We start from the raw sequence: 25231 nt of genomic DNA, 5'->3' as shown, positions 1-25231 counted from the left end.
GGCACGGCTCACTCCGCCGCCTGTACATGGCGGGCATCGATGATCGCCCTGATCTCCGAGCGGCACGAGCCGCAATTGGTACCGGCGCGCAGCGTCGAGCCGATTGCTTCCAGACTGTCGCAACCGGCGGCGACCGCCGACGCAAGCTGGTTGGCGCCGATATGGAAGCACGCGCACACGACCCGCCCGATGGCAGGCATGGGCACCGGCGAGCGTCCCGACAAAAGCGCATGGCGATCGGTCGCCGACAGTGGCTGGCGCGCTGCGAGCAGCGACACCAGCCAGTCACGTGCCGGCAACTGATCCGGGGCGGCGACCAGCAAGGCTTCCGCCATGGCGCCGCCATCGTCAATGGCCGCCGCGCGATAGGCGAGCCCGCGCCGGTCGGTATATTCCAGAAGCTGGTCTCGCCGTTGGACGCCAAGCAGCTTGCGCGCCAGGAGAATGCCCTGATCCGGCGGCTCCGTTCCGGTCAGCTCGTAGACCCAACCGCCCTCGACCGCCTGTCGGCTCCAATGGACGAAACCTGTCGGCCTGAGATCGCGGCGTGTAATGAGCACGCCGACCCAGCCGGTGTTCTCACGCACGATCCTGACCGGAACATGTTTGAGTTCAGGTTGGCCGGAATGCGGATCGGTAACCGGTGAGGACAGCAGACCGGCCGCGGCCTTCGCCGCGAAATGGCCACTCCAATGCATGGGCATGAAGGCCTGGCCGCGTCGCTGTGCTTCCGACACCCGCACCCGTGCACGGACGAAGCCGAAGCGCGTCGAAAGCTGAGCGAGGTCGCCCTCCTTGAGATGGTGCGCGGCCGCGTCCGCCGGATGGATGTCGACCGCGGGCTCCGGCGCATTCGCCATCAAACGCGGCACGGTCCCGGTGCGCGTCATGGTGTGCCACTGGTCGCGCAGCCGGCCGGTGTTCAGGACCAGCGGATAATCGGCATCGACGGTGAAGGCCGTTGCCTCCTGCCGCACCGGCACGAATCGCGCGCGGCCGTCGGGCGTCGGGAAACGGCCGTCGCCGAACAATCGCATCTGCTGCTCGCCTCGCTCCGATGCGGGCCAGTGACGCGGCGCGAAGGCGGCATAGTCGGTGTCGCTGAGGTCAGCCATGCCGCCGAGGTCGAACAGGCGCTCCCCGCTGTTCTCGAAGGCGGACAGCGCCGCGTGCTCGCGGAAGATGTCGGCCGGCGCCTGGTAGGCGAAGGCATCGCCAAAGCCCATGCGGGCGGCGACATCACAGATGATGCGCCAGTCGGCTCTCGCCTCGCCCGGCGGCGGCAGGAACGGCCGCTGACGCGAGAGGCGCCGCTCCGAATTGGTGACCGTGCCGTCCTTCTCGCTCCAGGCGGCGGCCGGCAGCAGCACGTCGGCATGGCGCGTGGTGTCGGTGCGGGTCACATCCGAGACAACGACGAAATCGCATTTGGACAAGGCGGCGCGCACGCGCGACGCATCCGGCATGCTGACGGCCGGATTGGTGCCCATCACCCACAGCGCCTTGATGCGGCCGTCGGCGACCGCCTGGAACATATCCACCGCCTTCAGGCCGCCGCGCCGCGCGACGCTTGGCGCCTTCCAGAAGCGCGAGACCCGGTCGACGTTGGCCTCATCCGCAAAATCCATATGCGCGGCGAGCTGGTTGGCCAGGCCGCCTACCTCGCGGCCGCCCATGGCGTTCGGCTGACCGGTGACCGAGAACGGCCCCATACCGGGTCGCCCGATGCGGCCGGTGGCAAGATGGCAGTTGATGATGGCGTTGACCTTGTCGGTCCCATGCGCCGACTGATTGACGCCCTGGCTGTAGACTGTGACGGTCCGCTCTGTGGTGGCGAAGAGATCGTAGAAGGCCTGGATATCGGCGACTGCCAGCCCGCAACCTTTCGCGACGCGCGCGATCGACGGCGCGTCGGCGCCGGCGAGCACGGATGCGGCGTCGAAACCAGACGTATGGTCACGGACGAAAGCGGCATCGACCTTCCCGGCTTGCACGAGATGCGCCAGCAGCCCGTTGAACAACAGCACATCCGTGCCCGGATCGAGCGCCAGATGCAGGTCGCACTCGTCGGCCGTGGCAGTGCGGCGCGGATCGATGACGACGATCCTGCTTCCGCGTTCCCTTCGCGCCGCAAGCATGCGCTGATAGAGCACCGGGTGACACCATGCGGTGTTGGAGCCGGTGAGCACGATGAGATCGGCGCGCTCGAAATCCTCATAGACGCCGGGAACGATGTCCTCGCCAAAGGCGCGGCGGTGGCCGGCGACGGACGAGGCCATGCAGAGCCGCGAATTGGTGTCGATGTTGCCGGAGCCGATGAAGCCCTTCATCAGCTTGTTGGCGACGTAGTAGTCCTCGGTCAGCAATTGGCCGGAGACATAGAAGGCGACCGAGTCCGGTCCATGCTCGGCAATCGCCCGCGAGAATTTGTCGGCAACGAGGTCGAGCGCTTCGTCCCAACTCGCCCGCCTGCCGCCGATTTCCGGCAACAGCACGCGGCCTTCAAGGCCGAGCGTCTCGCCAAGCGCAGCACCCTTCGAGCAAAGCTTGCCTAGATTGGCCGGATGATCGGGATCGCCGCGAACGGTCGTCGTGCCGTCCGCGGCGACCTCGGCCAGCACGCCGCAACCCACCCCGCAATAGGGACAGGTGGTCCTCACCTCGCGTGCTTCTTCCATGCCTCAGGCCGCTTTCGAGGCCAGCGCTGCAAGCGCGATGAACAGCCGTTCGCCCTCTATCCGGACCGGGATTGTCCTCACCGAGCCCTCGTCGGCGCCAAGCGCCTTGCCGGTCTCCAGCGAGATCACCCAATTGTGCAGCGGGCAAGTCACCGCCGCGCCATGGACGATGCCCTGGCTGAGCGGTCCTCCCTTGTGCGGGCAATGGTCGTCGATGGCGAAGACCTGGTCGTCCGCCGTGCGGAAGACGGCAATCTTGCCTTGCGGTGTGACGACGCAACGCGCGCCGCGCGACGGAATGTCGGCAATGGAACCGATGGCGATCCAGTTCATATTGGTCACTCCGCCGCCTCCGCGAAACCGACCGACGCCATCGGCCGGAACTCGTGCTTGTCCTTGCCGGAGACGCGCTCCGACCACGGATCGACCTGCGCGAATTTCTGGCTGAAGACGAAGCGGTCGAAGAGCGTCCTGCGGCGCTCGGCATCGTCCAGGATCTGCTTCTTGATCTCGGCGGTGCCGACGCGTTTGGCCCATTTGTAGATGCGCTCCAGATAGCGGGCCTGCTCTCGATACATCTGGACAAGCGCCACGATCACCTCCAGCGCCTCGTCCTCGGTCTTAACCAGGCCGAGCACTTCGGTGCCCTTGATGTCGAGGCCGGCGGCCCCGGCGAAATGGATCTCATAGCCGGAGTCGACGCAGACCACGCCGACATCCTTGCAGGTCGCTTCCGCGCAGTTGCGCGGGCATCCCGACACCGCCATCTTCACCTTGGCCGGTGTCCACGAGCCCCACATGAACTTCTCGATGCGGATGCCAAAGCCGGTCGAATCCTGCGTGCCGAAACGGCACCAGTCCGAGCCGACGCAGGTCTTCACCGTGCGCAGGCCTTTGGCGTAGGCATGGCCGGAGACGAAGCCGGCCTTGCCGAGATCCGCCCATACCGCCGGCAGGTCTTCCTTGCGGATGCCAAGCATGTCGATGCGCTGGCCGCCCGTCACCTTGACCATCGGGATATCGAACTTGTCGACCACGTCGGCGATGGCGCGCAATTCGCCGGAACTGGTGACGCCGCCCCACATGCGCGGCACCACCGAATAGGTGCCGTCCTTCTGGATGTTGGCGTGCACGCGTTCATTGATGAAACGCGACTGGTAGTCGTCGGCATACTGGTCAGGCCAGTCGCAGACCAGATAGTAGTTCAGCGCCGGGCGGCACTTTGCGCAGCCGCAGGAGGTCTTCCATTCCAGTTCCTGCATGACGGCGGGGATCGTCTTCAGTCCCTTCGCCTTGATCAGCCGCCGCACGTCGTCATGGCCAAGGCTGGTGCAGCCGCACATCGGCTGCACCGCCGCCGGATTGTAGGCCTCACCCAGCGTGAGCTTCAGCAATTGCTCGACGAGGCCCGTGCACGAGCCGCACGAAGCCGAGGCCTTGGTATGGGCGCGCACGTCGTCGAGACCGGTCAGCCCCTTGCCCGTTATCGCGCCGATGATCTTTCCCTTGCAAACGCCGTTGCAGCCGCAGATTTCCGCATCATCCGCCAGTGCCGCAACGGCCGCCAAAGGGTCCGAGGAAACGCCTCCCTGGAACGCCTGGCCGAAGATCAGCGTGTCGCGCATCTCCGAAATGTCGGTCGCCTTCTTCTTGAGGTCGTTGAACCAGGCGCCGTCGCCCGTCTCGCCGAACAGCACCGTGCCGATGATGCGGTTGTCCTGCAGCACGACGCGCTTGTAGATGCCGGCGGATGCGTCACGCAGGATGATCTCTTCGCGATCCTCGCCATCGGCGAAGTCGCCGAGCGAATAGAGGTCGATGCCGGTGACCTTGAGCTTGGTTGGCGTATCGGAGTGGACGAAGCGCCTGTCCTCGCCGTCCGCCAGCCCGGCGGCCGCGACGCGGGCCATCTCGTAGAGCGGCGCGACCAGCCCATAGACATGGCCGCCGACCTCCGCGCATTCGCCGAGCGCCATGATCGCCGGATCGGACGTCCGCATGCGGTCGTCGACGACGATGCCGCGATTGACCTCCAGCCCGGCCTCCTTGGCGAGCGTGGTGCTGGGCCGGATGCCGACCGCCATCACAACCAGCGTTGCCGGGATGACCGTGCCATCCATCAGCTCGACGCCCTCGACCTTGCCATTACCGAAAATGGCCTTGGTGTTGGCCTTGGTCATGACCTTGATGCCGCGCGCCTCGACGGCCTTCTGCAGCAGGTAGCCGGCGGCCGGATCGAGCTGGCGCTCCATCAGCGTCGGCATGACGTGCAGCACGGTGACGTCCATGCCGCGTTCTTTAAGCCCCGCCGCGGCTTCGAGCCCAAGCAGGCCGCCGCCGATGACGATTGCCTTGGCGCGCGACTGCGCGGCAAGCAGCATGGCATTCACGTCGTCGAGGTCGCGATAGCTGAGCACGCCCGGCAATTCCTTGCCGGGCACCGGAATGATGAAGGGCACCGAGCCGGTAGCGATGACCAGCCTGTCATAGCTTTCCGTCACGCCGTGGTCCGAGGTGACGGTCTTGGCCTCACGGTCGATGGCGACAATCTTGTGGCCCTTGTAGAGCGTGATGCCGTGCTTGATGTACCAGCCGTCGCCATGGATGACGATCTCCTCGAACGCCTTCTCGCCCGAGAGCACCGGCGACAGCATGATGCGGTCGTAGTTCACGCGCGGCTCGGCGTTGAAGATGGTGACGGCGTAACGGTCCGGCGCTGCCTCCAGCAGGTGCTCGAGCAGCCTGCCTGGCGCCATGCCGTTGCCGATGATGACGAGTTTTTCGCTCATGTCCGGTCTGCTCCGATCTATTCGGCGGCGTAGGAAAGGGACGATGTCTCGACGGCGGCCGCGCGCTCCATCCGACGGATGGTGACGTGCATCCAGAGCAGGCACGAGCTGACGATCAGGAACAGGAGCATGAAGCAGCTCGACCAGACGCCGGTGAGGTCGTTCAGCGCGCCGAAGGCGATCGGCAGGATGAAACCGCCGAGCCCGCCGATCATGCCGACCACGCCGCCGACAGCGCCGACGCTCTGCGGATAATAGGCCGGGATGTGCTTGTAGACGGCGGCCTTGCCGAGGCTCATGAAGAAGCCGAGCACGGAAGCGACGGCGATGAAGGCGAGCGGGCCGATCTCGAAGTGGAAGGGGATCGGCCCGCTGATGCCGCGCACGACATAGTCTGCCGAGGGGAGAGACAGAACGAGCGTCGCGACGGCACAAACGCTGAACGTCCAGTAGAGCACGGTGCGGGCGCCGATGCGGTCGGAAAGCAGGCCGCCATAGGCGCGGAAGATGCTGGCGGGGATCGAATAGGCGGCGCCGATCATGCCGGCGGTGGCGATGCCGAAGCCGTAGACGCCGATCAGGTAACGCGGCAGCCAGAGCGACAGCGCCACGAACGCGCCGAAGGAAAAGAAATAGTAGAAGGCCAAGCGCCAGACCCGCAGGTTCTTCAGCGGCGCGAATTCCTGCCAGAAGCTTCTTGCCGGCGCCACCTTACCGGCGCGGCGCTCGCGGATGACCGGATCGTCGTCGGTCGTGAACCAGAAGACGACTGCCATGACGACCAGCGCCGCCGCCCAGATCAGCGCCACCGACTGCCAGCCCCAGGACAAGAGCACGAACGGCGCCAGGAACTTGGTGACCGCGGCGCCGACATTGCCGACACCGAAGATGCCGAGCGCCGTGCCTTGTTTTCCGGCTGGAAAGAAGCGCGAGACATAGGCGACGCCGACGGCGAAGGAGCCGCCGGCGAGCCCGACGCCGAGCGCGGCCAGCAGCATCTGCCCGTAGGTGTGCGCGAAAGCGAGCAGGAAGGTCGCGACTGCGGCCGCGAGCATGGTCGCTGTGTAGACCAGGCGGCCGCCATAGCGGTCGGTCCAGACGCCGAGCACCATGCGCACGAGCGAGCCCGTCAGGATCGGCGTGCCGACCAGCAGGCCGAACTCGGTCTCGTTGAGCCCAAGCTCCTGCTTGATGCGAACGCCGATGATGGAAAAGATCGTCCACACCGCGAAGCAGACGGTGAAGGCGATGGTGGACATGGTAAGCGCCTGCCGGGGAGCACTGTCCTGGCTGGGCGCGGCTGGGAGATTTGCGGTCATGGCTAGCTCCAGTTTGCAGCGAGGAAGGCGCCGCGTGTGGTGTTGATCATGGTCAGCGCGACGGGGCTTGCGCGGTCACTTGCGGACCCTTGCCTTCGGCTTCGTGGCTGGCGGGAAACAAGAGCAGCGCGGCGATGAACAGCACCGCCGTCAGCGCGCTGCTCGCCAGGAAATCGCGGCGGGTGAAATCCTTGAGGAATGTCGTTCCGATCCATCTCGTCATCGTCGTCTCCCGTTGGGCGCTGCTTGGGGCCAGCGCCGTCGATTGCGTGTCGGCCAAAACGAAAAAGCTGCCGTCCGGGCCCTCTCGCGTCCGTGCATCCGGGATCGCGTGGTGACCTGAGCGGCAGCTTTGCCTGTGGCGCCCGCCATTGGGCGCCTGTTCCATTGCCCGCGAGGGGCTCGGCTATTTCAAAGCACGAAGCGTGCCAGTTTTACGCGGAAGCTGAATTCTGTGGAAAATCAAAGCTGTATGAATGCCAGCCGGCGACCATGCCAAACATGTTCGCGGTCAAACATTGATCAATGGCGCGACAACACCGCATAAATTTTGTGCAATGCACAAGAATGGCGCGCAAATGATCAAGCTCGCTTCTGGCCGTCAATATAGGCGTCGATCCGGTCCGGATCGAAGATCTGGCCGTCGAAGAATCCATCGGGGCCAAGGATCAGACTGGCCCCCGCCGAGCCGACCGGCGTCGCGACCTTCAATGCGCCCTCGACCTTGGCATTGGCGCCGGGCAGCGCGACGCCAAGCGGCTTAAGCGCCGATCGATAGAGGTCGGGCCGGTAGCAGTCGCGGGCGATGGCCAGGTTCTGTGGCGTGTGCGGCAACTGCCCCCAGCGCACCATCTGCGTGTAGAACCACAGCGCATGGCTCTTCCAGGGAAAATTGGCCGCCTTGTCGAAAGGCAGGAAGAAATCCTCGACGCGCCGTTCCGCGCCGCCGCCGAGTTGAAGGCGTCCGGTGAGCGCCGGCATCTGGATCGTCTCCGGCTGCCCGAGGAAGGCTGGCCTTGCCATCAGCGCGGCCAGTTCGCCGCGGTTCGCCGGATCCTGGCACCAGCGGGCGGAATGATGCAGCGCCCTGAGCAGGGCGGCTAGCGCCTCCGGGTTTTCCTCAGCCCAAGCTCTGCGGGCACCGATGACCTTTTCCGGGCTGTTGCGCCACAGCAGCGCCTTGACGGTGACGATGTGGCCGGTGCCCGCCGCGGCGGCGGCGCTGTTCCAGGGCTCGCCGACGCAATAGCCGTCGATGCGGCCGGCGGCTAAAGCGTCGGCCATGAAGGGCGGCGGCACGATGACGATTTCGATCTCACGGTCGGGATCGATGCCGCAGGCGGCAAGCCAGTAGCGCAATTCGTAATTATGCCCGGAATGCGGGTGGACGACGGCGAAGCGCAGCGGCTCGCGAACGGCGCCCATCCGCTCGCGGATCAGCGCGCCGAGCGCCGCCCCGGCGCGGGCGGGATCGAGGTCAAGCGCCGCGCCATGCGCCGCCATGCCTTCCCACACGGCGTTGGAGACGGTGACGCAATTGCCGCCGAGGCCGAGCGAGAACGGCACGATGGTTTCGGAGGCAAGCGGCGTGAGGCCAAGGCTGCAGGCGAGCGGCATCGGCCCCAGCATATGCGCGACATCGAAATGGCCGATGGCGATGCGGTCGCGGATGTTGGCCCAGGAAGTCTCGCGTTGCAGCTTGAGCTCGATGCCCTCGCGCGCGGCAAAACCTATCTCGCCGGCTGCGACCAGGACGGCGCTGTCGAAAAGCGGCATGAAGCCGGCGGTGATCTGATGCGCTACCGACATGCTCATTCGCCCTCCAGAGGCCCCAGCAATCCCGCAGCCGTCACCAGGCTCTGGGCGATGTCGGAGATCTTGCGGTTCTGGTTCATCGCGGTCTTGCGCAGCAGCGCGTAGGCCGCCTCTTCGCTTAGGCCCCGCGACTTCATCAAGATCCCCTTGGCCCGGTCGATGACCTTGCGGTTCTCGAGCTCGCTGCGCGCTTCCTCCAGTTCGCGCGCCATGCGCGAGAAGGCGTTGAAGCGGCTGATCGCCATGTCGAGGATCGGCTTGATGCGTTCCTTCTTCAGCCCGTCGACCACATAGGCGGACACGCCGGCGTCGACGGCCGCCTCGATCGAAGCCTGATCCGAGCGGTCGACGAACATGGCGATCGGCCGCTTCACCGCGCGCGAAAGCTGGAACATGTTCTCCAGCATGTCGCGGTTGGGGTTTTCGAGGTCGATGACGATGACGTCCGGCTCGATCTCGGCGATGCGCCGGGCTATGCCGGCCACATCATGGATCACCGTCACATGCCGATGGCCGGCATCCCGCAATCCGGCCTCGATGATCGAGGCGCGGATGCGGTTCTCGTCGATAACAAGGATGGTCAACGAACCGGCGGACATGCGCCTATTGTGCAGGTAGCCCGGATTTGTGCAATGCGGTAGTCGGCGGGAAGGCCGCGATCCGGGCCTTACCAGGGTAAGCAACCTGAGCATCGCCCTGGGCGAACATGAAATCGCCCGCCAGGGGTGCGGCCGGCCAATGAGTCGCTTGACATGTGGGTAATTTTCCCACAGATATTTGGCCGTCGATCAAAGCCGCTTCGATCGGACCTGCTCTCGCAGGCGCGGACTGAATTTCCACGGATCACCTGCCCCCCGCATGATCCGCGGAAGAGCAGCCGTAACGAAAAGGCTCGAAACACCCAACCCGGTAAAAGAGCCCAGTGCGACTGCGCCGGCCGGCCTGTCCCTCGCAAGAGACAGGCCGGCCGGATCTATCGCCATTCGCGAGACAGCGTGTTTTCGAGCAGCGAGGCAGCCGACACCGCGAAGCGTCCGGCCTTGCCGGCGGCAAGGGCCTCCTCGTGCGGGACCTCAGGGAGCGCCCGGTCCACCGGGGCCGCTCGGAGCGCCCGGTCCACCGGGGCCGCTCGGCCCACCCGGCCCTCCGGGCCCTCCAGGCCCAACCGGCTCGCCATTGGATGCGCCACCGGGAGCCTCTGGACTGCCTGGACCTTTTGGTGGACCTGAACCAGGCGGCTGACCGGGCATGCCGGACGGGCCTTGCGGCCGCATGCCGGAATTCGCCTGGCGCGAGGCCGATACGATGTTGCCCGCCCGGTCGAACCCGACGGCAACGAACGCGTGGACGACAGCTGTCGATTTCGAATCGTCGCCTTGGTCGTCGATCGAGACCCCCAGACCCGATACCAGCCGAGGCCCCTGGCGCCGCAGGAAGGTCTCATACAGCACGTTCGCGGCATCGGCCCGTGGAACCGGAACCTCCGCCTCGATGCGCAACACCCTATAGCCGCCGCTGGCCTTGGCCAGGAACAGCTCGACGCGGCGGTTCGCAAGCTGCAGCGACCTTGGGCCGAGGCTCAGTCGTCCCACCAGCAGTGAGCCCGACCTCACGACCGCCAGGCCGCGCACAAGGTAAGGCGTCCCGGACGGTCTGGTCTCTATCAAGCTTGCAACGATCTTCCCGCCCGGCCGCCGGATGCCGTGAACGGCCACGATATCCCCCTTCTTGACCGTCGGCATTCCTGCAACGCGGCTGGTGTCCACGCTCTGTCCCAGGACCAGAATAGAACCGCGACTTGCGCGTTCGACAGGCCCGACGACCTCGCTGGTGACGTGGATTTCACGCGTGACGATGCGATCCGCATCCCGTGTCACGGCCACGCGGACAACATGTCCCACCTTGAGGCTGCCTGTGGTGGCTGCGACGCCGTCTATCCAGACGGGCACGTCCGGACCGTAGGCGACGCGCACATCGTTGACGAAGATGCTGCCGAAGCGCTGTATGGTTCCCACTATACCGGTGCCGCCGATGCCGTGATCGCTCTCCGTTCCCGCCGTCCACCCGGTGCCGCCGATACCCCGGTCGCTCGACGTATCCGTCGCCCTTGCGATTGAACTGGGCAACGCCGCCGGAAAGGCGGCGCCGAGCATCAGAAAACTCCGCCTCGTCAACCTCCAATGCATCAAGCGTCTCCGCCGGCAGGCTTGGAGGATTCTTCGCCGGCAAACGATGCCCCGTCGGAGGTGAGGATGTAGACGCCGCAATTCCAACGGCTTGTCCCGCCGGGATCGCTTTTCACCGCCTGGTTCGCATGCTTGTTGAGCTGGATAAGTGTCTCCATCGCGACCTTGCGGCTGTAGGCTTCGAGCGACCTGGCAAGGTCTTCCGAGAGCCCGTCATAGTGGACGGCCCGCTCGATGAAAGGCGGTTTGTCCGCCAGAATGTTCGCGACGGCGGCGGCGGCATGATCCTGAAGGTTGCGGGCAAAGTAATAGAGTCTGACCTCGCCGTCGTCGCGCGGCGCCATAGCCGCCTCCATCAGGACGATGCGGTCCTCCTCGTCGATCTCCACCAGCTTTCGATCGAGCCAGTCGTCCAGAACCGCTCTCGGCCGCAAATCCCGCGTCACCGACTCCACAAGGCCCGCGAACGACGCCTCTCCGGCCTCGGCCATTCGCGGCAAGGGCAATGGCGCGCCCTTGGCATCGGTGAACAACGGATCCGCAAGCCAGCGCGCGACAATCGCGCTCGTCCTCGAAACGGATTCGGGTATCACCCTGACAGGGGCGCCGGCGCCTCGCAGACGGCTGACCTCCTTGCGATGGACACCCGTCAACAGGCTTACCCTGCTGTCCGTCTGCTGCTTATCGGGCAGCGTGAATTCATGCTCCGCCACGTTGACGTAGATCTGCCGCAGCAGGTCGACGAAGGTGGGAAACGTCACCCCGCATTTGATCGCCAATCGCACCAACGGGCGAAGCACCCGGTTCAACGCGCTCTGGACGCCCGCGGCATCCAGATATTGTTCCGCCGATTTGCTCATCGCCGTCCTTCACCCGTCAATCAACCACCTATGCCCCGAAAATTCCTGCCGAAAATAGCCCGTGGGAAATGCTTCCACAATAGATGGGCATGCAATGCCGCCTGTCCACCCAACCATCCTCAATCCGCAAGGCGCGTTATGTCCAGTGGTCGCCAGCTCTCCCTTGGTTGACACGTGTGAAATTTTCCCACAATATTTATCGCGAAGCAGAATCTCACATCGATCGCTGCAAGGGCATGACCGGCAAGAGGAGAGCATTGTTGAAAAGGCCTTATGTGAAGCCGGCCATAAACAAGGCCTTGGATGGATTCGACCGCATGGACCTTACGCATCGCGGCACGGAGACCAACGGAAAGGACTTTTCAAGCTCCTCGGACGGCTTTGTCTCGCGCAACGAAGGCGTCGATCCCGCCGTCTCCCTGACCGCAAGCGTTGTATCCGCCTACATTGCGAACAATCCGCTGCCTGCGGCCGAGCTGCCCGAATTCATCGGCAAGATATACGCCTCGATCAAGCTGATCTCACTTGGGTCGCCCGATGTCCCGCCGGACGAGATAAAGGGCGTGGCCCGGGCAAAAAAAACCGTCACGCCGGAATTCATCATCTGCCTGGAAGACGGCAAGCGCTTCAAATCGCTCAAGCGGCATATCGAGACCCAATACGGCCTTACGCCGGACCAGTATCGAGCGAAGTGGAACCTGCCTTCGAACTACCCGATGGTAGCGCCAAATTATTCGGCAACGCGTTCGAAACTGGCCAAATCCATGGGCCTCGGCCGAAGGATAAAGTAAGGTCCGGGACGGCCGGCAGGTTTCAGGCGGACTGCGACGCTACGAGCGTTGCTGGCAGGCGTAGGAACACTATAGGTGTTCCGTCGTGCGCGAGGATATTCACACGACAGGCGTCCCGGTGCTCTGCGCTTCGTGCGAGGCGCGGCATCGCGGCATATGCGGAGCGCTCAACGCCGAGCAGTTCCAGGCGTTCGCCAAATCGACGAAGCGGCACAAGGCCGAGGCCGGCAAGGAACTGGTGGGCGATTTCGTACCTGGCTGTCGACCAAGCCGCTCATGCTGCTCGACGAGCCCCACCTCGATGATACGCAGGAAGCGCGCGTTCTCGAGCGGCTGCTCGCCCGCTTCAGCGATCGGATCGTCGTCGTCTCAACCCATCGCGCGCCGCCGCTTCGCGGCGCCCGCACGATGGAGCTGCAGCCGTGAATGCCATGCCAACTGGAGGCTGGCGGCCTTTTCATTCCTCCTTGAAGGCGTGAGCGAAACTGTCGGCGACCGGCTGAAAGAGATATTCGAGCAGGGTTCGCTTGCCGGTGACAACGGAGACGTCCACCGGCATTCCCGGATATAGCTTCACTTGTGGGAGGTTCTTCAGCTCATCGGCACTCACCTCGACCGTCCCCCTGAAAAACGTCGCGCCGCTGCGCTCGTCGATCTCGGCGTCGGCCGAAACCCGGGTAAGGGCGCCCTTCACCGTGGGCGTGGTTCTCTGCTTGTAGGCGACGAGCCGCACCGTCGCCGGCAAACCGGGGCGAACGACATCGATATCCAGCGGCTGAATCTTGACGTCCAGCACCATCTTGTCCTGGTCGGGAACCAGATCGAGAATAATCCCGCCGGGGGGCACAACGCCGCCCGGCGTGAAATACCGAAGGTTCATTACCGCCCCATCTTCCGGCGCAACGACATCCCGGCGCGCCGCGCGCGCGTCGGTCTTCTGAAGCGCCTTTTCGAGCTCGGAACGTTTGGTCTGGACGTCACGAAGGTCCTCGGCGGCCTTCTTGACATAGGAGAGCCGGCCATTGTCGATCTGCGCGTCCGCCTCGGCGATCTGCTGCCGCAAGCTTTCTATATTGCCACGGTTCGAGTCAGCCTCCCCCTGCGCGGCAATGACCTGCCGTTCGAGCTGGAGCACGCGGGACTTCACCCCATAGCCTTTCTTGAGAAGTGTGCGGGCGTCCGCCAGCTCTTCCCGCAGAGACGGCAACTGGATCTCGAAGGCCGCAACTCTCGCAGCGAGCGCCGACATCTGGGCATGGTATTGGGCGATCCGCTGCTGCCAGACCTCGACCTCCGACGCCTGAACCTTGGCCTGGTCCTGGAAGATGCGCTCCTGCCCGGCCATGGCCTCGGCGACGGTAGGGTCGCTTTGCCGCGCCGACAGGTCCGCAGAAAAAGGAATTGTCTTCAGGCCGTCGCGCTGCGCGATCAGGCGGGCTTCGCCGGCGAGCGCGGAATCGAGTTCGCCGCGCACGGCGTCGCGGTCGGATTCCGCGTCGAGCCCGTCGAGGCGGACCAGTATCTGACCCTGCTTGACCAGGTCTCCCTCCCGGACCAGGATTTCCCGGATGATGCCGCCTTCCAGGTGCTGTATGGTCTTGCGGTTGCTGTCGACCTTCACCACCCCGGACGCGACCGCCGCGCTCGTCAGCGGCGCGGTGGCTGCCCAGAGGCCGAAGCCACCGAACAGCAGGCCGATGACGGTCAGGCCGCCGAAGACATGGGCGCTTACCGCCGGCCAGGCGGGCGGTGGCGGCGGCATTTTCAGCGACAGCGCGGCTTCCGTCACGACCCGGTCCTTTCGGAACTGACGACCCGAACCTGCGGCGGGGCGGACTGCTGCTCTAGGCGGCGCAGTTGCGCAAGCACGCCATCGCGCGGGCCGAACATTTGCGGCTGGCCATCGTTCAGCACCAGGACGCAATCGACGTTCACCATCAGCGACGGGCGGTGGGCGACAATCACCACGGTCGAACCTGCCTCCTTCATCGCGGCAATCGCCTGGTTCAGCGCTTCCTCGCCGACGGCATCGAGATTGGAGTTCGGCTCGTCCAGCACCACCAGCGCCGGACGGCGGTAGAGCGCCCTGGCAAGGCCAATGCGCTGGCGCTGCCCACCGGAGAGCACCGAACCCTGTTCGCCGATCTCGGTATCATAGCCGTTCGGGAGCCTGAGGATCATCTCATGCACGCCGGCCATCTGGGCGGCGGCCACGATCTCGGCCGGATCGCCTTGTTCCATGCGGGCGATGTTCTCGCGGATGGTGCCGGGAAAGAGTTCGACGTCCTGAGGGAGGTAGCCGACATAAGAGCCGAAGTCGGTTCGGTTCCAGGAAAACACGTCGACACCGTCGAGCCGAACCCGGCCTTGCTGCGGCGACAGCATGCCGACGATCAGGCGGGCAAGCGTCGACTTGCCGGCCGCAGACGGGCCAATCACAGCAAGCACCTGGCCCGGCGGCACGGCGAAGGAGAGATTCCTGAGCGCGGGCTCCTTGGCGCCGGCTGGCGTGTAAGCGACAGCCTCGACCGAAAGCCGCCCCTGCGGACGCGGCAATTCCATCCCCGGGGGGCGCAGCGACGGAGCCTCGAACAGCCGGTCCAGGCGACGCCAGGCCTCGCGAGCGGCGGTCGTCTGTTTCCAGGTTGCGATAGCCTGCTCGACCGGCGCGAGCGCGCGCGACATGATGATCGAGGCCGCGATCATGGCGCCGGGCGAGACTTCATGGCGCAGCGACAGCCAGGCGCCGAGCCCCAGCACCGCGACCTGCAGGAACATCCGGAACGGCTTGGTGAAGGCATTGATCAGGCCGGCCCAGTCGCTGGCGGTCGTCTGCAGCGCGAGCACGGACGCATTGGCCGCGTCCCAACGCCGGGCGAGCACCCCGCCCATGCCCATCCCGTCGATGACTTCGGCATTGCGGAAACCGGCATCCGCCGCCTGGTAGGCGCGCGCGGAAGCGGCGTTGGCCTGTTTGAGCGTGTTGGCCGTCAGTGCGTTGTTGGCAAGGGCGAGGCCGAACAGGATGATCGCGCCGCCCAGCGCCAGAAGTCCGAGCAGGGGATGCAGCAGGAAGATGAAGCCGAGATAGAGCGGCATCCATGGCGCGTCGAACAGCGCCATGATGCCGCCGCCGCCAAGATAGCCGCGCAGCGTGGCGAGGTCGCGCAGCGCCTCGGTGCGGTAAGATGAGCCGCGCAACGCGTTCTCAAGCCCGCGGCCCAGTACCTGCGGCGACAGCACGCGGTCGATCCAGGTGCCGAGCTGCACCAGCAGCCGGGAGCGGAAGAATTCGAGCGCGCCCATTGCAGCCAGCGCCGCCGTCGTAATCAGCGTCAGATAGACGAGCGTTTCCACGCTGCGTCCCGTCAGCACGCGATCATAGACCTGCAGCATATAGATCGAGGTCGAGAGTACGAGCAGGTTGATGAAGAAGCTGAACCCCGCCACCGCGGCGAAACCGCCGCGGCAACGGGAGAGAGCAAGCTTGAGCGCAGAATGGTCCTGCATCATCTTATCTGCCGCCGTCTGTCACTTTTCATGGTTGTCAGACGCTCAGGGTGAAGTCGTTGGCAGTGAGCGTGGAGACCCCCATCAGATGGATTTCGATGATGTGGGCTCCACCCGTCACGCTCTCGATCGAGCTTCCGGTATTGGCATAGACGATCATGTTGCCACTCCCGTCGCTCTGCCAGGCAACGGTATGAGCGGCCAGATTTCCACCCGAGACCGTGCCGGTTGTGGTCAGGCCAAGGGTGCTCGCAAAGTCGATGAAGTCGTGACCCGTTGAGCCCGTCCCGTGCTGGAAATCGAGAATGGTGTCGAAGGCCGCATGGGTTGAATCGCTCACCGCCTCGAACCGGAAATGATCGTCCCCGGCTCCGCCGCTCAACCAGTCTGCCCCGCCAAGGCCCTTGATCGTATCGTTGCCGCTTCCGCCGAAGATATAGTCGACACCGCTGGAGCCTGTCAGTCCGTCGGCGCCAGCTCGACCGTCCGCGATGTTGGGGTTCGTGCTGCTGAGAACGATCCCGTCATTGCCGCTGCTGCTGCCGTTGCCGATCCAGACATTGAAGGTTTGCGACGACGAAGAAGCAGCATGATTGTCGGTCGCAGTGACGGTGAGCGTGCCGGAGACGACTTGTCCGGGGGGCACACTCGCCGTCAGTTCGCCGGAATTCGAGTCGACACCGATCGAATTCAGGTTGCCAGATCCGAGCGTGAATAGAGCGGAATATTGCACGCTATCGCCTGCATCGGGATCCACGGAGAAGAAGTGGCCCAAATCGATAGCATTCCCGTCGGCGATCGGAGCCGAACTCGGGACGAATACCGGGGCGCTCGGCGCATGGTTGGTCACGGGCTCGTTGGCACCGTTCACCGTGATGTCGATGACATGGTCCGTGCCATCGGCCGACAATACATGGATCTGGTCGTGCGGATGGTCGGCAGAGGTCAGGGCCTGGACATTGGCCGCGGCATTGTTGAGCGTGTAGACCCAGTTTCCACCGGCATCGATGGTCAGCGAGCCATACGTACCGGCAACCGGATTGCTGCCATTGTGCACCTGGAACGAGTTCTGGCCTGCGTCGGGGTCGTTGACGGTCAGAGCGCCGTTTACGGTCAGCACGGCATCCTCGGTCACGGAACCGCTGCTCATGCCGGTGATCACCGCCGCGTCGTTGGTGCCGTGGATGGTGACGGTGAGCACCTTGCTGGTGCCGTCCGCGGTGGCCACCGTGATGCTGTCGGTATAGTCCTGGCCGCCCACGAACTCGTTGTGGGCGTTGTTCATGGCGTAGGTCCAGGTGCCGTCGGCCGCGATCGAGAACTTGCCGTAGCCGTTGCTGCCGTCGGCATTGGTCTGCGTCACGAAGGCGGCCGAGCTGTCCACGTCGGTGGCGTCGAGCTTGCCGCCGGTGTTCTGCGCCGCGTCGGTCTCGGTCAGCTCCGCCGTGCTCATGCCGGTGATCACCGCCGCGTCGTTGGTGCCGTGGATGGTGACGGTGAGCACCTTGCTGGTGCCGTCCGCGGTGGCCACCGTGATGCTGTCGGTATAGTCCTGGCCGCCCACGAACTCGTTGTGGGCGTTGTTCATGGCGTAGGTCCAGGTGCCGTCGGCCGCGATCGAGAACTTGCCGTAGCCGTTGCTGCCGTCGGCATCGGTCTGCGTCACGAAGGCGGCCGAGCTGTCCACGTCGGTGGCGTCGAGCTTGCCGCCGGTGTTCTGCGCCGCGTCGGTCTCGGTCAGCTCCGCCGTGCTCGTGCCGGTGATCACCGCCGCGTCGTTGGTGCCGTGGATGGTGACGGTGAGCACCTTGCTGGTGCCGTCCGCGGTGGCCACCGTGATGCTGTCGGTATAGTCCTGGCCGCCCACGAACTCGTTGTGGGCGTTGTTCATGGCGTAGGTCCAGGTGCCGTCGGCCGCGATCGAGAACTTGCCGTAGCCGTTGCTGCCGTCGGCATCGGTCTGCGTCACGAAGGCGGCCGAGCTGTCCACGTCGGTGGCGTCGAGCTTGCCGCCGGTGTTCTGCGCCGCGTCGGTCTCGGTCAGCTCCGCCGTGCTCGTGCCGGTGATCACCGCCGCGTCGTTGGTGCCGTGGATGGTGACGGTGAGCACCTTGCTGGTGCCGTCCGCGGTGGCCACCGTGATGCTGTCGGTATAGTCCTGGCCGCCCACGAACTCGTTGTGGGCGTTGTTCATGGCGTAGGTCCAGGTGCCGTCGGCCGCGATCGAGAACTTGCCGTAGCCGTTGCTGCCGTCGGCATTGGTCTGCGTCACGAAGGCGGCCGAGCTGTCCACGTCGGTGGCGTCGAGCTTGCCGCCGGTGTTCTGCGCCGCGTCGGTCTCGGTCAGCTCCGCCGTGCTCGTGCCGGTGATCACCGCCGCGTCGTTGGTGCCGTGGATGGTGACGGTGAGCACCTTGCTGGTGCCGTCCGCGGTGGCCACCGTGATGCTGTCGGTATAGTCCTGGCCGCCCACGAACTCGTTGTGGGCGTTGTTCATGGCGTAGGTCCAGGTGCCGTCGGCCGCGATCGAGAACTTGCCGTAGCCGTTGCTGCCGTCGGCATTGGTCTGCGTCACGAAGGCGGCCGAGCTGTCCACGTCGGTGGCGTCGAGCTTGCCGCCGGTGTTCTGCGCCGCGTCGGTCTCGGTCAGCTCCGCCGTGCTCGTGCCGGTGATCACCGCCGCGTCGTTGGTGCCGTGGATGGTGACGGTGAGCACCTTGCTGGTGCCGTCCGCGGTGGCCACCGTGATGCTGTCGGTATAGTCCTGGCCGCCCACGAACTCGTTGTGGGCGTTGTTCATGGCGTAGGTCCAGGTGCCGTCGGCCGCGATCGAGAACTTGCCGTAGCCGTTGCTGCCGTCGGCATTGGTCTGCGTCACGAAGGCGGCCGAGCTGTCCACGTCGGTGGCGTCGAGCTTGCCGCCGGTGTTCTGCGCCGCGTCGGTCTCGGTCAGCTCCGCCGTGCTCGTGCCGGTGATCACCGCCGCGTCGTTGGTGCCGTGGATGGTGACGGTGAGCACCTTGCTGGTGCCGTCCGCGGTGGCCACCGTGATGCTGTCGGTATAGTCCTGGCCGCCCACGAACTCGTTGTGGGCGTTGTTCATGGCGTAGGTCCAGGTGCCGTCGGCCGCGATCGAGAACTTGCCGTAGCCGTTGCTGCCGTCGGCATCGGTCTGCGTCACGAAGGCGGCCGAGCTGTCCACGTCGGTGGCGTCGAGCTTGCCGCCGGTGTTCTGCGCCGCGTCGGTCTCGGTCAGCTCCGCCGTGCTCGTGCCGGTGATCACCGCCGCGTCGTTGGTGCCGTGGATGGTGACGGTGAGCACCTTGCTGGTGCCGTCCGCGGTGGCCACCGTGATGCTGTCGGTATAGTCCTGGCCGCCCACGAACTCGTTGTGGGCGTTGTTCATGGCGTAGGTCCAGGTGCCGTCGGCCGCGATCGAGAACTTGCCGTAGCCGTTGCTGCCGTCGGCATTGGTCTGCGTCACGAAGGCGGCCGAGCTGTCCACGTCGGTGGCGTCGAGCTTGCCGCCGGTGTTCTGCGCCGCGTCGGTCTCGGTCAGCTCCGCCGTGCTCGTGCCGGTGATCACCGCCGCGTCGTTGGTGCCGTGGATGGTGACGGTGAGCACCTTGCTGGTGCCGTCCGCGGTGGCCACCGTGATGCTGTCGGTATAGTCCTGGCCGCCCACGAACTCGTTGTGGGCGTTGTTCATGGCGTAGGTCCAGGTGCCGTCGGCCGCGATCGAGAACTTGCCGTAGCCGTTGCTGCCGTCGGCATTGGTCTGCGTCACGAAGGCGGCCGAGCTGTCCACGTCGGTGGCGTCGAGCTTGCCGCCGGTGTTCTGCGCCGCGTCGGTCTCGGTCAGCTCCGCCGTGCTCGTGCCGGTGATCACCGCCGCGTCGTTGGTGCCGTGGATGGTGACGGTGAGCACCTTGCTGGTGCCGTCCGCGGTGGCCACCGTGATGCTGTCGGTATAGTCCTGGCCGCCCACGAACTCGTTGTGGGCGTTGTTCATGGCGTAGGTCCAGGTGCCGTCGGCCGCGATCGAGAACTTGCCGTAGCCGTTGCTGCCGTCGGCATCGGTCTGCGTCACGAAGGCGGCCGAGCTGTCCACGTCGGTGGCGTCGAGCTTGCCGCCGGTGTTCTGCGCCGCGTCGGTCTCGGTCAGCTCCGCCGTGCTCGTGCCGGTGATCACCGCCGCGTCGTTGGTGCCGTGGATGGTGACGGTGAGCACCTTGCTGGTGCCGTCCGCGGTGGCCACCGTGATGCTGTCGGTATAGTCCTGGCCGCCCACGAACTCGTTGTGGGCGTTGTTCATGGCGTAGGTCCAGGTGCCGTCGGCCGCGATCGAGAACTTGCCGTAGCCGTTGCTGCCGTCGGCATCGGTCTGCGTCACGAAGGCGGCCGAGCTGTCCACGTCGGTGGCGTCGAGCTTGCCGCCGGTGTTCTGCGCCGCGTCGGTCTCGGTCAGCTCCGCCGTGCTCGTGCCGGTGATCACCGCCGCGTCGTTCACACCATTGATCACCACCGACAGCGTACCCACGCTGAGCGTGCCGTTCGACATCTTGATCGTGTATTGGATCGTGTCCGTAAAGTGCTCTCCAGCACCGAGCGCGTTGATCAGGGGGGCTACAGCGGTCGCGTCGTAATGAATCTTGTTGTCACTTCCGATCCAGAATTTCGCGCCATTTGCGCTGGTTTCGGCGAATTGAATTCCCGCTTGATCCTGTATCAGGAGATCCTTGTTATAATCGGCGAAGGCCTTGTTGGTGACTGTGATGCTGGCCCCTCCGTCGTCGTTCTTGGTGCCGTCATCCACCGAATAGATCGTCGTCTTGGTCCCGCCACCGCTTGCCGCAAGCACGTCGAACGTGAACTGAAGGCTGCCGTCCTCTGTGCCGGATTGAGTCAGATCGGCTGCCGCGCCCGAATTCGAAAACGTGACGGTCGAGCCCGAAACTGTTGTGGTCGCCATTGCCAATTTCCCCCTGTGATCCCTTGCGAACAATGGAAGTGTTCGCCCCAACGGTTACTGCTGATCCTGGTGCAGACGACGCAAGCGGATGCTTCCGCCTGCGGCGGTTGGTCAGGACCAAGCCACTCTGATTGAACGTAAAGACTTCTCTCGCCGAGAGACAAAACCCCACCCCAGAGCGCTTGCACGCTCGCACCCAACATTCCTAGCTGGCGTGCCCCCCTCGGTCGCCGCAATCGCGGGACAAGCATACCTATATTCAGGTATATTAGCTTTTTACGATTTGGAAACCATAACGGAATATATATTGCCGCGTAATGTTAACGATTCATTAGACATTTAACGAATCTGCCACCCCATCGATTGATGCCTGTGTCTGCCAAAGTGGACTGCGATTTGGAGGGAATGATATGCATCAAAACAAAGACTTAAAGTGCACGGCCCGAGTCCGTTTCGGCGCAGCGTGCTTTGATGGCGCAGCGTTGACTTCGCCATCGCTCGGTCGCTGGCATTTCTGTTGGAAATTTTATCGGAACATGTAGCGCTGCGTGCAACCGACAAAGCAGGCTGGCCGTCAACCAATGGCGCAAAGGCCGCCAGAGCCAGGTCGCCAGCGTCTTCCGATGTCAGCCAGCCAGGCTGGCTTGCTCTGCGGCATTCGGGTCGCCCGGCGCGGTCGCCCAGGCGAGTTCGACCAGCGTCACCGTGCGCCGGCCGACGCCGTCGACCTGGCAGACGATGAGGCCTTGCTCCTCGATATAGTCGAGCAGCCGGCGCGCGCGGCGCAGCGAATGCGAGCCGTAGGCTCGCGCGATCGCCGCGTCGCTCGGACATGGCCAGCCTTCCTTGGCGGCGCGGGCGATCATCATGAACACGCCCTGCATATCCTCGGGCAGCAGCGAAGCGCGCACGGAAACGTCGCGCCAGGCGTCGTCCTCGGCCATGTCGGAGCCGACGCCCGCACGCGCCCGCGTCAGCATGCGGCGGAATTCCGAAAGGTCAGGCACGACCGAAGCGAGCCCCTCGATGCGGCAGCGAACGACGAACTCCTGGTAGAGCACGCCGATGAGGCGGAACCCGGCATCCGGCTCGGCCAGGATGGCGCGCAGGATGCGGTCCAACCGCTCGCGCCGCTCGGCGAGGTCCTCGGCGCTGGGCTGCGGTTCCGCCGGCTCGGGGCGGATGTCCAGCGGCGCGGCCTTGGCCGCCATCAGCTGGTCGAGCAGATCGGGCGAAGGCCGCCGTTGCGGCCTGACCGTCTCCGGCGGCGGCGCCGCGAGGATGATCGAGCGCGCATCTTCCAGCATCGCTTCCGGCAGCGGCATCAGCCGCGGCGTGCCGTTGCGCGGGCTGGTTTCGGTCTGGCCGATGCGCACGCTGAGCGGACGGCGCGACAAAGCCGGACCGAGCGCCATGAAATGCCCGCGCTCCAGGTCGCGGAAAGCTTCGGCCTGGCGCCGCTCCATGCCGAGCAGGTCGGCGGCGCGCGCCATGTCGATGTCGAGGAAGGTGCGGCCCATCAGAAAGTTGGAGGCCTCCGCCGCGACGTTCTTGGCGAGCTTCGCCAGCCGCTGCGTGGCGATGATGCCGGCAAGCCCGCGCTTGCGGCCGCGACACATCAGATTGGTCATGGCGCCCAGCGAGAGCTTGCGCGCCTCGTCCGAAACCTCGCCGGCGGCGGCGGGCGCGAAGAGCTGCGCCTCGTCGACGACCACGAGCATCGGATACCAATGGTCGCGCGCGACCTCGAACAGCCCGCCCAAGAATGCCGCGGCACGCCGCATCTGGTTCTCGGCATCGAGCCCTTCGAGGTTGAGCACCGTCGAGACGCGATGGATGCGCGCCCGCTCGCCCGCCGCCTGCAGGCCGCGCTCGGTATGCTCCTCCGCATCGATCACCAGATGGCCATAGCGTTCGCCCAGAGACACGAAGTCGCCTTCGGGATCGATGATCGTCTGCTGCACCCAGGGCGCGCTCTGTTCGAGCAACCGGCGCAGGAGATGCGACTTGCCGGAGCCCGAATTGCCCTGCACCAGCAGGCGGGTCGCCAACAACTCCTCCAGGTCGAGGGCCGCCGGCGCGCCCGCCGTCGTCTGCCCCATCTCGATTGCAACCGTCATGTCTCGACTCGGATCGTCTCCCTGCACGCGACGGGCTTACCAACCTGAGCGCGGTGCGTCGAGCATGGGTCGCAGCCGTCGGCTCGGTGTTCCACACCTATGGGCGGGCGTCAGCCCGTCCCTGGCGCGAATGGCGGCAGGCTGTCGCCAGCCACACTGGTCGGACCACCATTTCACTGGCGCAATCCAACCATTGGCGTATCATCTTTTTATGGGAGGGTTCATGGCAGGAGGAGGCCAATGAACGTCGCTGCGGAAGTACCCGTCATGGACCCGACGGTGCAAGACCTTGTTTCGGCTGCTCTTTCGAAATTTCGCGCCGGCGACACCGTCTCGACCCGGGCGATGCTCGACGTCATCCGCCGATCCGACCCGGCCTGCCAGGACAGTGACGACCATCTGATCGAACTGATCGTCATGGCTGCCGTTGGTAAGACCATGGGCGTCGTCTTCGACCACCGCTCCCCGGACGAACGATCGCCGCTTCTGTCATAGGCTGCCGATTGGCCCCAACGTCGTCATCTTGGTGCGTAGCGACGCGAAGCGGGAGCGAAGACCCAAGGATCCTGTGCCATTGAGCCTGCCGAAGAATGCCTGCGGTGCCAAAGCCTGCACCGCTGCGACGCCTCGAAGTTACGGAATGGATCCTCGGGTCTGCGCGCGTCGCTTCGCTCCTTGCTCCGCCCGTGGATGACGAAGGAGAGGCGATTTACGCCAACCTCCGAAGCATGCCACGACTTATGCGGAATGGCAGGCGCTCAACCAGACCGAGGCTTCTGCAACCAAGAAAGCCGAGTTCGAGGCAAGGCGCCAAACGATCATTAGCGATGCCGAACGCTACGCGGCTTCGTCATTCTAGGGCGGAGCAAGGAGCGAAGCGACGCGCGCAGACCCTAGAATCCATGCCATTACGCGTGCCGAAGAATGCCGCGGTCCAGAAAAAGAGGATGCATACGCAGGCGCTGCGGTGCCAAAGCCTTCACCGCCGCGACGCCTCGAAGGTCACGGCATAGGATTCTCGGGTCTACGCGGCCGTTCCGCCCTAGGATGACGAACTGACCGGCGCTTCGGCTAATCTCCACAATGGTCGATTTTACCAACGCCGGCGCCGTCCGACGGGCCGCTAGCTTCCCAGCGGATGCGGCATGTAGCCGACAAAACCGGCGATCTTCCAGCGTCCGCCGACCTTGCGGCAGAAATAGAGCGTCTGCCATTTGAGCCGGTCGACGCCGCCGTCGGCCTTGGCGACCGAGCCGTCGAACTTCTTGTGCAGCACCGCGCGGTCGCCATCGACATCGATGTCGCGCATGTTGGTGACGCGGAACAGCGCCTCGCGCAGCGGTTCGGCGAATTTCGTCGCCGCGGTTTCCTTGGCCTGCCGCAGCCATTCGTCGCGATAGACCTCCAGCCTCGGGAATTGCAGCCTCCAGGCATCGGCATTGTTGAGGAAATGCGCGTGCATGCCGAAGAAGCTTTCGGCGATGAAATCGTCCTCGACCATCGACCAGTCCTGACCGAGGAAAGCATCGATATCGCGCCGCACCAACATTTCCCAAAGCGCGTGGCGGTCGGCATCGCCTTCCGGAAACGGATTCTTGTCTAAGGTCATGCTGGATCTCTCCTCATACGCGCGGCCGGTCGGAGGCGGCGTCGAGCGCAAGATGCTCAGGCTTCTGTAATAAAGCAACATGGATTTCGAAAAAATGTTGCTTTCCGACATTGCCTCTAGGAGGATCGTGCCGACGAGCGTAGACGGCTATGTGAACGGTCCCGCTCGATCGCCAGGAGGAGGCTCACTTGCCCAAGCAATGCTTTGGAAAATCGCATGTTCCGCTCTCGCCCGCCGTGCGCGCCGGCGATTTTGTCTATGTCTCCGGCCAGGTGCCGGTAGGCAGCGACGGGCTCGTGGTCAAGGGCGGCATCGCCGAACAGACCGAGCAGGTGCTGCAGAACGTCAAGGCGGCGCTGGCGCTTGCCGGCTGCACCATGGACGATGTGGTGAAGACCACCGTCTGGCTGGAGGATGCGCGCGATTTCGGCACGTTCAACACCGTTTATGCAAAGCATTTCCCGCAGGATCCGCCGGCGCGCACCACCGTCGAATCCCGCCTGATGATCGACATCAAGATCGAGGTCGAGGCGGTCGCCTACCGGCCGCTCTGATCGCGAACACGCAGCAGCAGGGAGTGCA

At 64.9% G+C, this 25231-nt stretch carries 18 protein-coding genes; 4 read left to right on the top strand and 14 right to left on the bottom strand.

The annotated features are described in order from the left end of the window. Positions 1-8: 8 nt before the first annotated feature. The 9 genes from FJ430_RS09345 to FJ430_RS09305 all read right to left on the bottom strand — a co-directional run bounded on the left by FJ430_RS09345 (position 9) and on the right by FJ430_RS09305 (position 11647). Positions 9-2678, bottom strand: a complete 2670-nt coding sequence (locus FJ430_RS09345) for a nitrate reductase (RefSeq protein ID WP_140706768.1) — start codon at positions 2676-2678, stop codon at positions 9-11. A gap of 3 nt (positions 2679-2681) precedes the next feature. Further along, positions 2682-3011: a nitrite reductase small subunit NirD gene (nirD, locus tag FJ430_RS09340; RefSeq protein ID WP_140707041.1), complete on the bottom strand. Its 330-nt coding sequence runs from the start codon at positions 3009-3011 to the stop codon at positions 2682-2684. A 5-nt stretch (positions 3012-3016) separates the two neighbouring features. Then, a complete protein-coding gene (nirB, locus tag FJ430_RS09335) occupies positions 3017-5467 on the bottom strand; it encodes a nitrite reductase large subunit NirB (RefSeq protein ID WP_140706766.1) in 2451 nt (816 codons plus the stop codon). 17 nt (positions 5468-5484) lie between these two features. Further along, positions 5485-6786 carry an MFS transporter gene (locus FJ430_RS09330; protein ID WP_140706764.1) on the bottom strand — a complete coding sequence of 434 codons (1302 nt, stop codon included), beginning with the start codon at positions 6784-6786 and terminating at the stop codon, positions 5485-5487. 52 nt (positions 6787-6838) lie between these two features. Next, complete coding sequence (locus FJ430_RS09325; protein ID WP_140706762.1) at positions 6839-7009, bottom strand: twin-arginine translocation signal domain-containing protein; 171 nt, start codon at positions 7007-7009, stop codon at positions 6839-6841. A gap of 359 nt (positions 7010-7368) precedes the next feature. Continuing rightward, positions 7369-8595 (bottom strand): CmpA/NrtA family ABC transporter substrate-binding protein, encoded by a 1227-nt coding sequence (locus tag FJ430_RS09320; RefSeq protein WP_181175471.1) that lies wholly within the window; start codon positions 8593-8595, stop codon positions 7369-7371. Between the two features lie 2 nt (positions 8596-8597). Then, complete coding sequence (locus tag FJ430_RS09315) at positions 8598-9200, bottom strand: ANTAR domain-containing response regulator (RefSeq protein WP_140706758.1); 603 nt, start codon at positions 9198-9200, stop codon at positions 8598-8600. Positions 9201-9674: 474 nt separating this feature from the next. After that, positions 9675-10787: a DUF5666 domain-containing protein gene (locus FJ430_RS09310; protein WP_181175465.1), complete on the bottom strand. Its 1113-nt coding sequence runs from the start codon at positions 10785-10787 to the stop codon at positions 9675-9677. Further along, the gene (locus tag FJ430_RS09305) at positions 10787-11647 is read right to left on the bottom strand and encodes a DUF6502 family protein (RefSeq protein ID WP_181175464.1); all 861 of its coding nucleotides are present in this window, start codon (positions 11645-11647) and stop codon (positions 10787-10789) included. Before FJ430_RS09305 ends, FJ430_RS09310 begins: the two co-directional genes overlap by 1 nt. 419 nt (positions 11648-12066) lie before the next feature. Between FJ430_RS09305 and FJ430_RS31740 the strand changes: the two genes are divergently transcribed. After that, the gene (locus FJ430_RS31740; RefSeq protein ID WP_226892224.1) at positions 12067-12438 is read left to right on the top strand and encodes a MucR family transcriptional regulator; all 372 of its coding nucleotides are present in this window, start codon (positions 12067-12069) and stop codon (positions 12436-12438) included. 276 nt (positions 12439-12714) lie between these two features. Further along, positions 12715-12864 carry a hypothetical protein gene (locus tag FJ430_RS09295; RefSeq protein ID WP_181175463.1) on the top strand — a complete coding sequence of 50 codons (150 nt, stop codon included), beginning with the start codon at positions 12715-12717 and terminating at the stop codon, positions 12862-12864. 31 nt (positions 12865-12895) lie between these two features. Here the strand turns inward: FJ430_RS09295 and FJ430_RS09290 are convergent, their stop codons facing one another. The 4 genes from FJ430_RS09290 to FJ430_RS09275 all read right to left on the bottom strand — a co-directional run bounded on the left by FJ430_RS09290 (position 12896) and on the right by FJ430_RS09275 (position 23040). Beyond that, positions 12896-14227 carry an HlyD family type I secretion periplasmic adaptor subunit gene (locus FJ430_RS09290; protein WP_140642521.1) on the bottom strand — a complete coding sequence of 444 codons (1332 nt, stop codon included), beginning with the start codon at positions 14225-14227 and terminating at the stop codon, positions 12896-12898. Continuing rightward, the gene (locus tag FJ430_RS09285; protein WP_210242098.1) at positions 14224-15948 is read right to left on the bottom strand and encodes a type I secretion system permease/ATPase; all 1725 of its coding nucleotides are present in this window, start codon (positions 15946-15948) and stop codon (positions 14224-14226) included. Before FJ430_RS09285 ends, FJ430_RS09290 begins: the two co-directional genes overlap by 4 nt. A 37-nt stretch (positions 15949-15985) precedes the next feature. Beyond that, positions 15986-20920, bottom strand: coding sequence for a beta strand repeat-containing protein (locus tag FJ430_RS09280; protein ID WP_226892122.1), 4935 nt, complete (start codon positions 20918-20920; stop codon positions 15986-15988). Between the two features lie 626 nt (positions 20921-21546). Further along, positions 21547-23040, bottom strand: coding sequence for an ATP-binding protein (locus FJ430_RS09275; protein WP_140710277.1), 1494 nt, complete (start codon positions 23038-23040; stop codon positions 21547-21549). 240 nt (positions 23041-23280) lie between these two features. Here FJ430_RS09275 and FJ430_RS09270 point away from each other — a divergent pair, with 240 nt between their 5' ends. After that, the gene (locus FJ430_RS09270) at positions 23281-23535 is read left to right on the top strand and encodes a hypothetical protein (RefSeq protein WP_140710275.1); all 255 of its coding nucleotides are present in this window, start codon (positions 23281-23283) and stop codon (positions 23533-23535) included. Positions 23536-24163: 628 nt separating this feature from the next. On the opposite strand, the gene FJ430_RS09265 is transcribed toward FJ430_RS09270, so the two are convergent. Continuing rightward, entirely contained in the window at positions 24164-24649 is a 486-nt protein-coding gene (locus FJ430_RS09265; RefSeq protein ID WP_140647916.1) for a hypothetical protein, read from the bottom strand. Positions 24650-24837: 188 nt separating this feature from the next. Between FJ430_RS09265 and FJ430_RS09260 the strand changes: the two genes are divergently transcribed. Then, positions 24838-25203, top strand: coding sequence for a RidA family protein (locus FJ430_RS09260; RefSeq protein WP_140647917.1), 366 nt, complete (start codon positions 24838-24840; stop codon positions 25201-25203). Positions 25204-25231 lie beyond the last annotated feature (28 nt).

Origin of the sequence: Mesorhizobium sp. B2-8-5 (assembly GCF_006440675.2) — a bacterium.
In the GTDB taxonomy this organism is placed as follows: Bacteria; Pseudomonadota; Alphaproteobacteria; order Rhizobiales; family Rhizobiaceae; genus Mesorhizobium.
The sequence above is the reverse complement of the archived record's forward strand: the minus strand, read 5'-3'. Positions and strand labels throughout refer to the sequence as shown.

Bases quoted from the DNA above. Each gene is read 5' to 3' on its own strand.
- FJ430_RS09345 (WP_140706768.1), bottom strand. From the start codon at position 2,678: ATGGAAGAAGCACGCGAGGTGAGGACCACCTGTCCCTATTGCGGGGTG.
- nirD (WP_140707041.1), bottom strand. From the start codon at position 3,011: ATGAACTGGATCGCCATCGGTTCCATTGCCGACATTCCGTCGCGCGGC.
- nirB (WP_140706766.1), bottom strand. From the start codon at position 5,467: ATGAGCGAAAAACTCGTCATCATCGGCAACGGCATGGCGCCAGGCAGG.
- FJ430_RS09330 (WP_140706764.1), bottom strand. From the start codon at position 6,786: ATGACCGCAAATCTCCCAGCCGCGCCCAGCCAGGACAGTGCTCCCCGG.
- FJ430_RS09325 (WP_140706762.1), bottom strand. From the start codon at position 7,009: ATGACGAGATGGATCGGAACGACATTCCTCAAGGATTTCACCCGCCGC.
- FJ430_RS09320 (WP_181175471.1), bottom strand. From the start codon at position 8,595: ATGTCGGTAGCGCATCAGATCACCGCCGGCTTCATGCCGCTTTTCGAC.
- FJ430_RS09315 (WP_140706758.1), bottom strand. From the start codon at position 9,200: ATGTCCGCCGGTTCGTTGACCATCCTTGTTATCGACGAGAACCGCATC.
- FJ430_RS09310 (WP_181175465.1), bottom strand. From the start codon at position 10,787: ATGCATTGGAGGTTGACGAGGCGGAGTTTTCTGATGCTCGGCGCCGCC.
- FJ430_RS09305 (WP_181175464.1), bottom strand. From the start codon at position 11,647: ATGAGCAAATCGGCGGAACAATATCTGGATGCCGCGGGCGTCCAGAGC.
- FJ430_RS09295 (WP_181175463.1), top strand. From the start codon at position 12,715: ATGCTGCTCGACGAGCCCCACCTCGATGATACGCAGGAAGCGCGCGTT.
- FJ430_RS09285 (WP_210242098.1), bottom strand. From the start codon at position 15,948: ATGCAGGACCATTCTGCGCTCAAGCTTGCTCTCTCCCGTTGCCGCGGC.
- FJ430_RS09280 (WP_226892122.1), bottom strand. From the start codon at position 20,920: ATGGCGACCACAACAGTTTCGGGCTCGACCGTCACGTTTTCGAATTCG.
- FJ430_RS09275 (WP_140710277.1), bottom strand. From the start codon at position 23,040: ATGACGGTTGCAATCGAGATGGGGCAGACGACGGCGGGCGCGCCGGCG.
- FJ430_RS09270 (WP_140710275.1), top strand. From the start codon at position 23,281: ATGAACGTCGCTGCGGAAGTACCCGTCATGGACCCGACGGTGCAAGAC.
- FJ430_RS09265 (WP_140647916.1), bottom strand. From the start codon at position 24,649: ATGACCTTAGACAAGAATCCGTTTCCGGAAGGCGATGCCGACCGCCAC.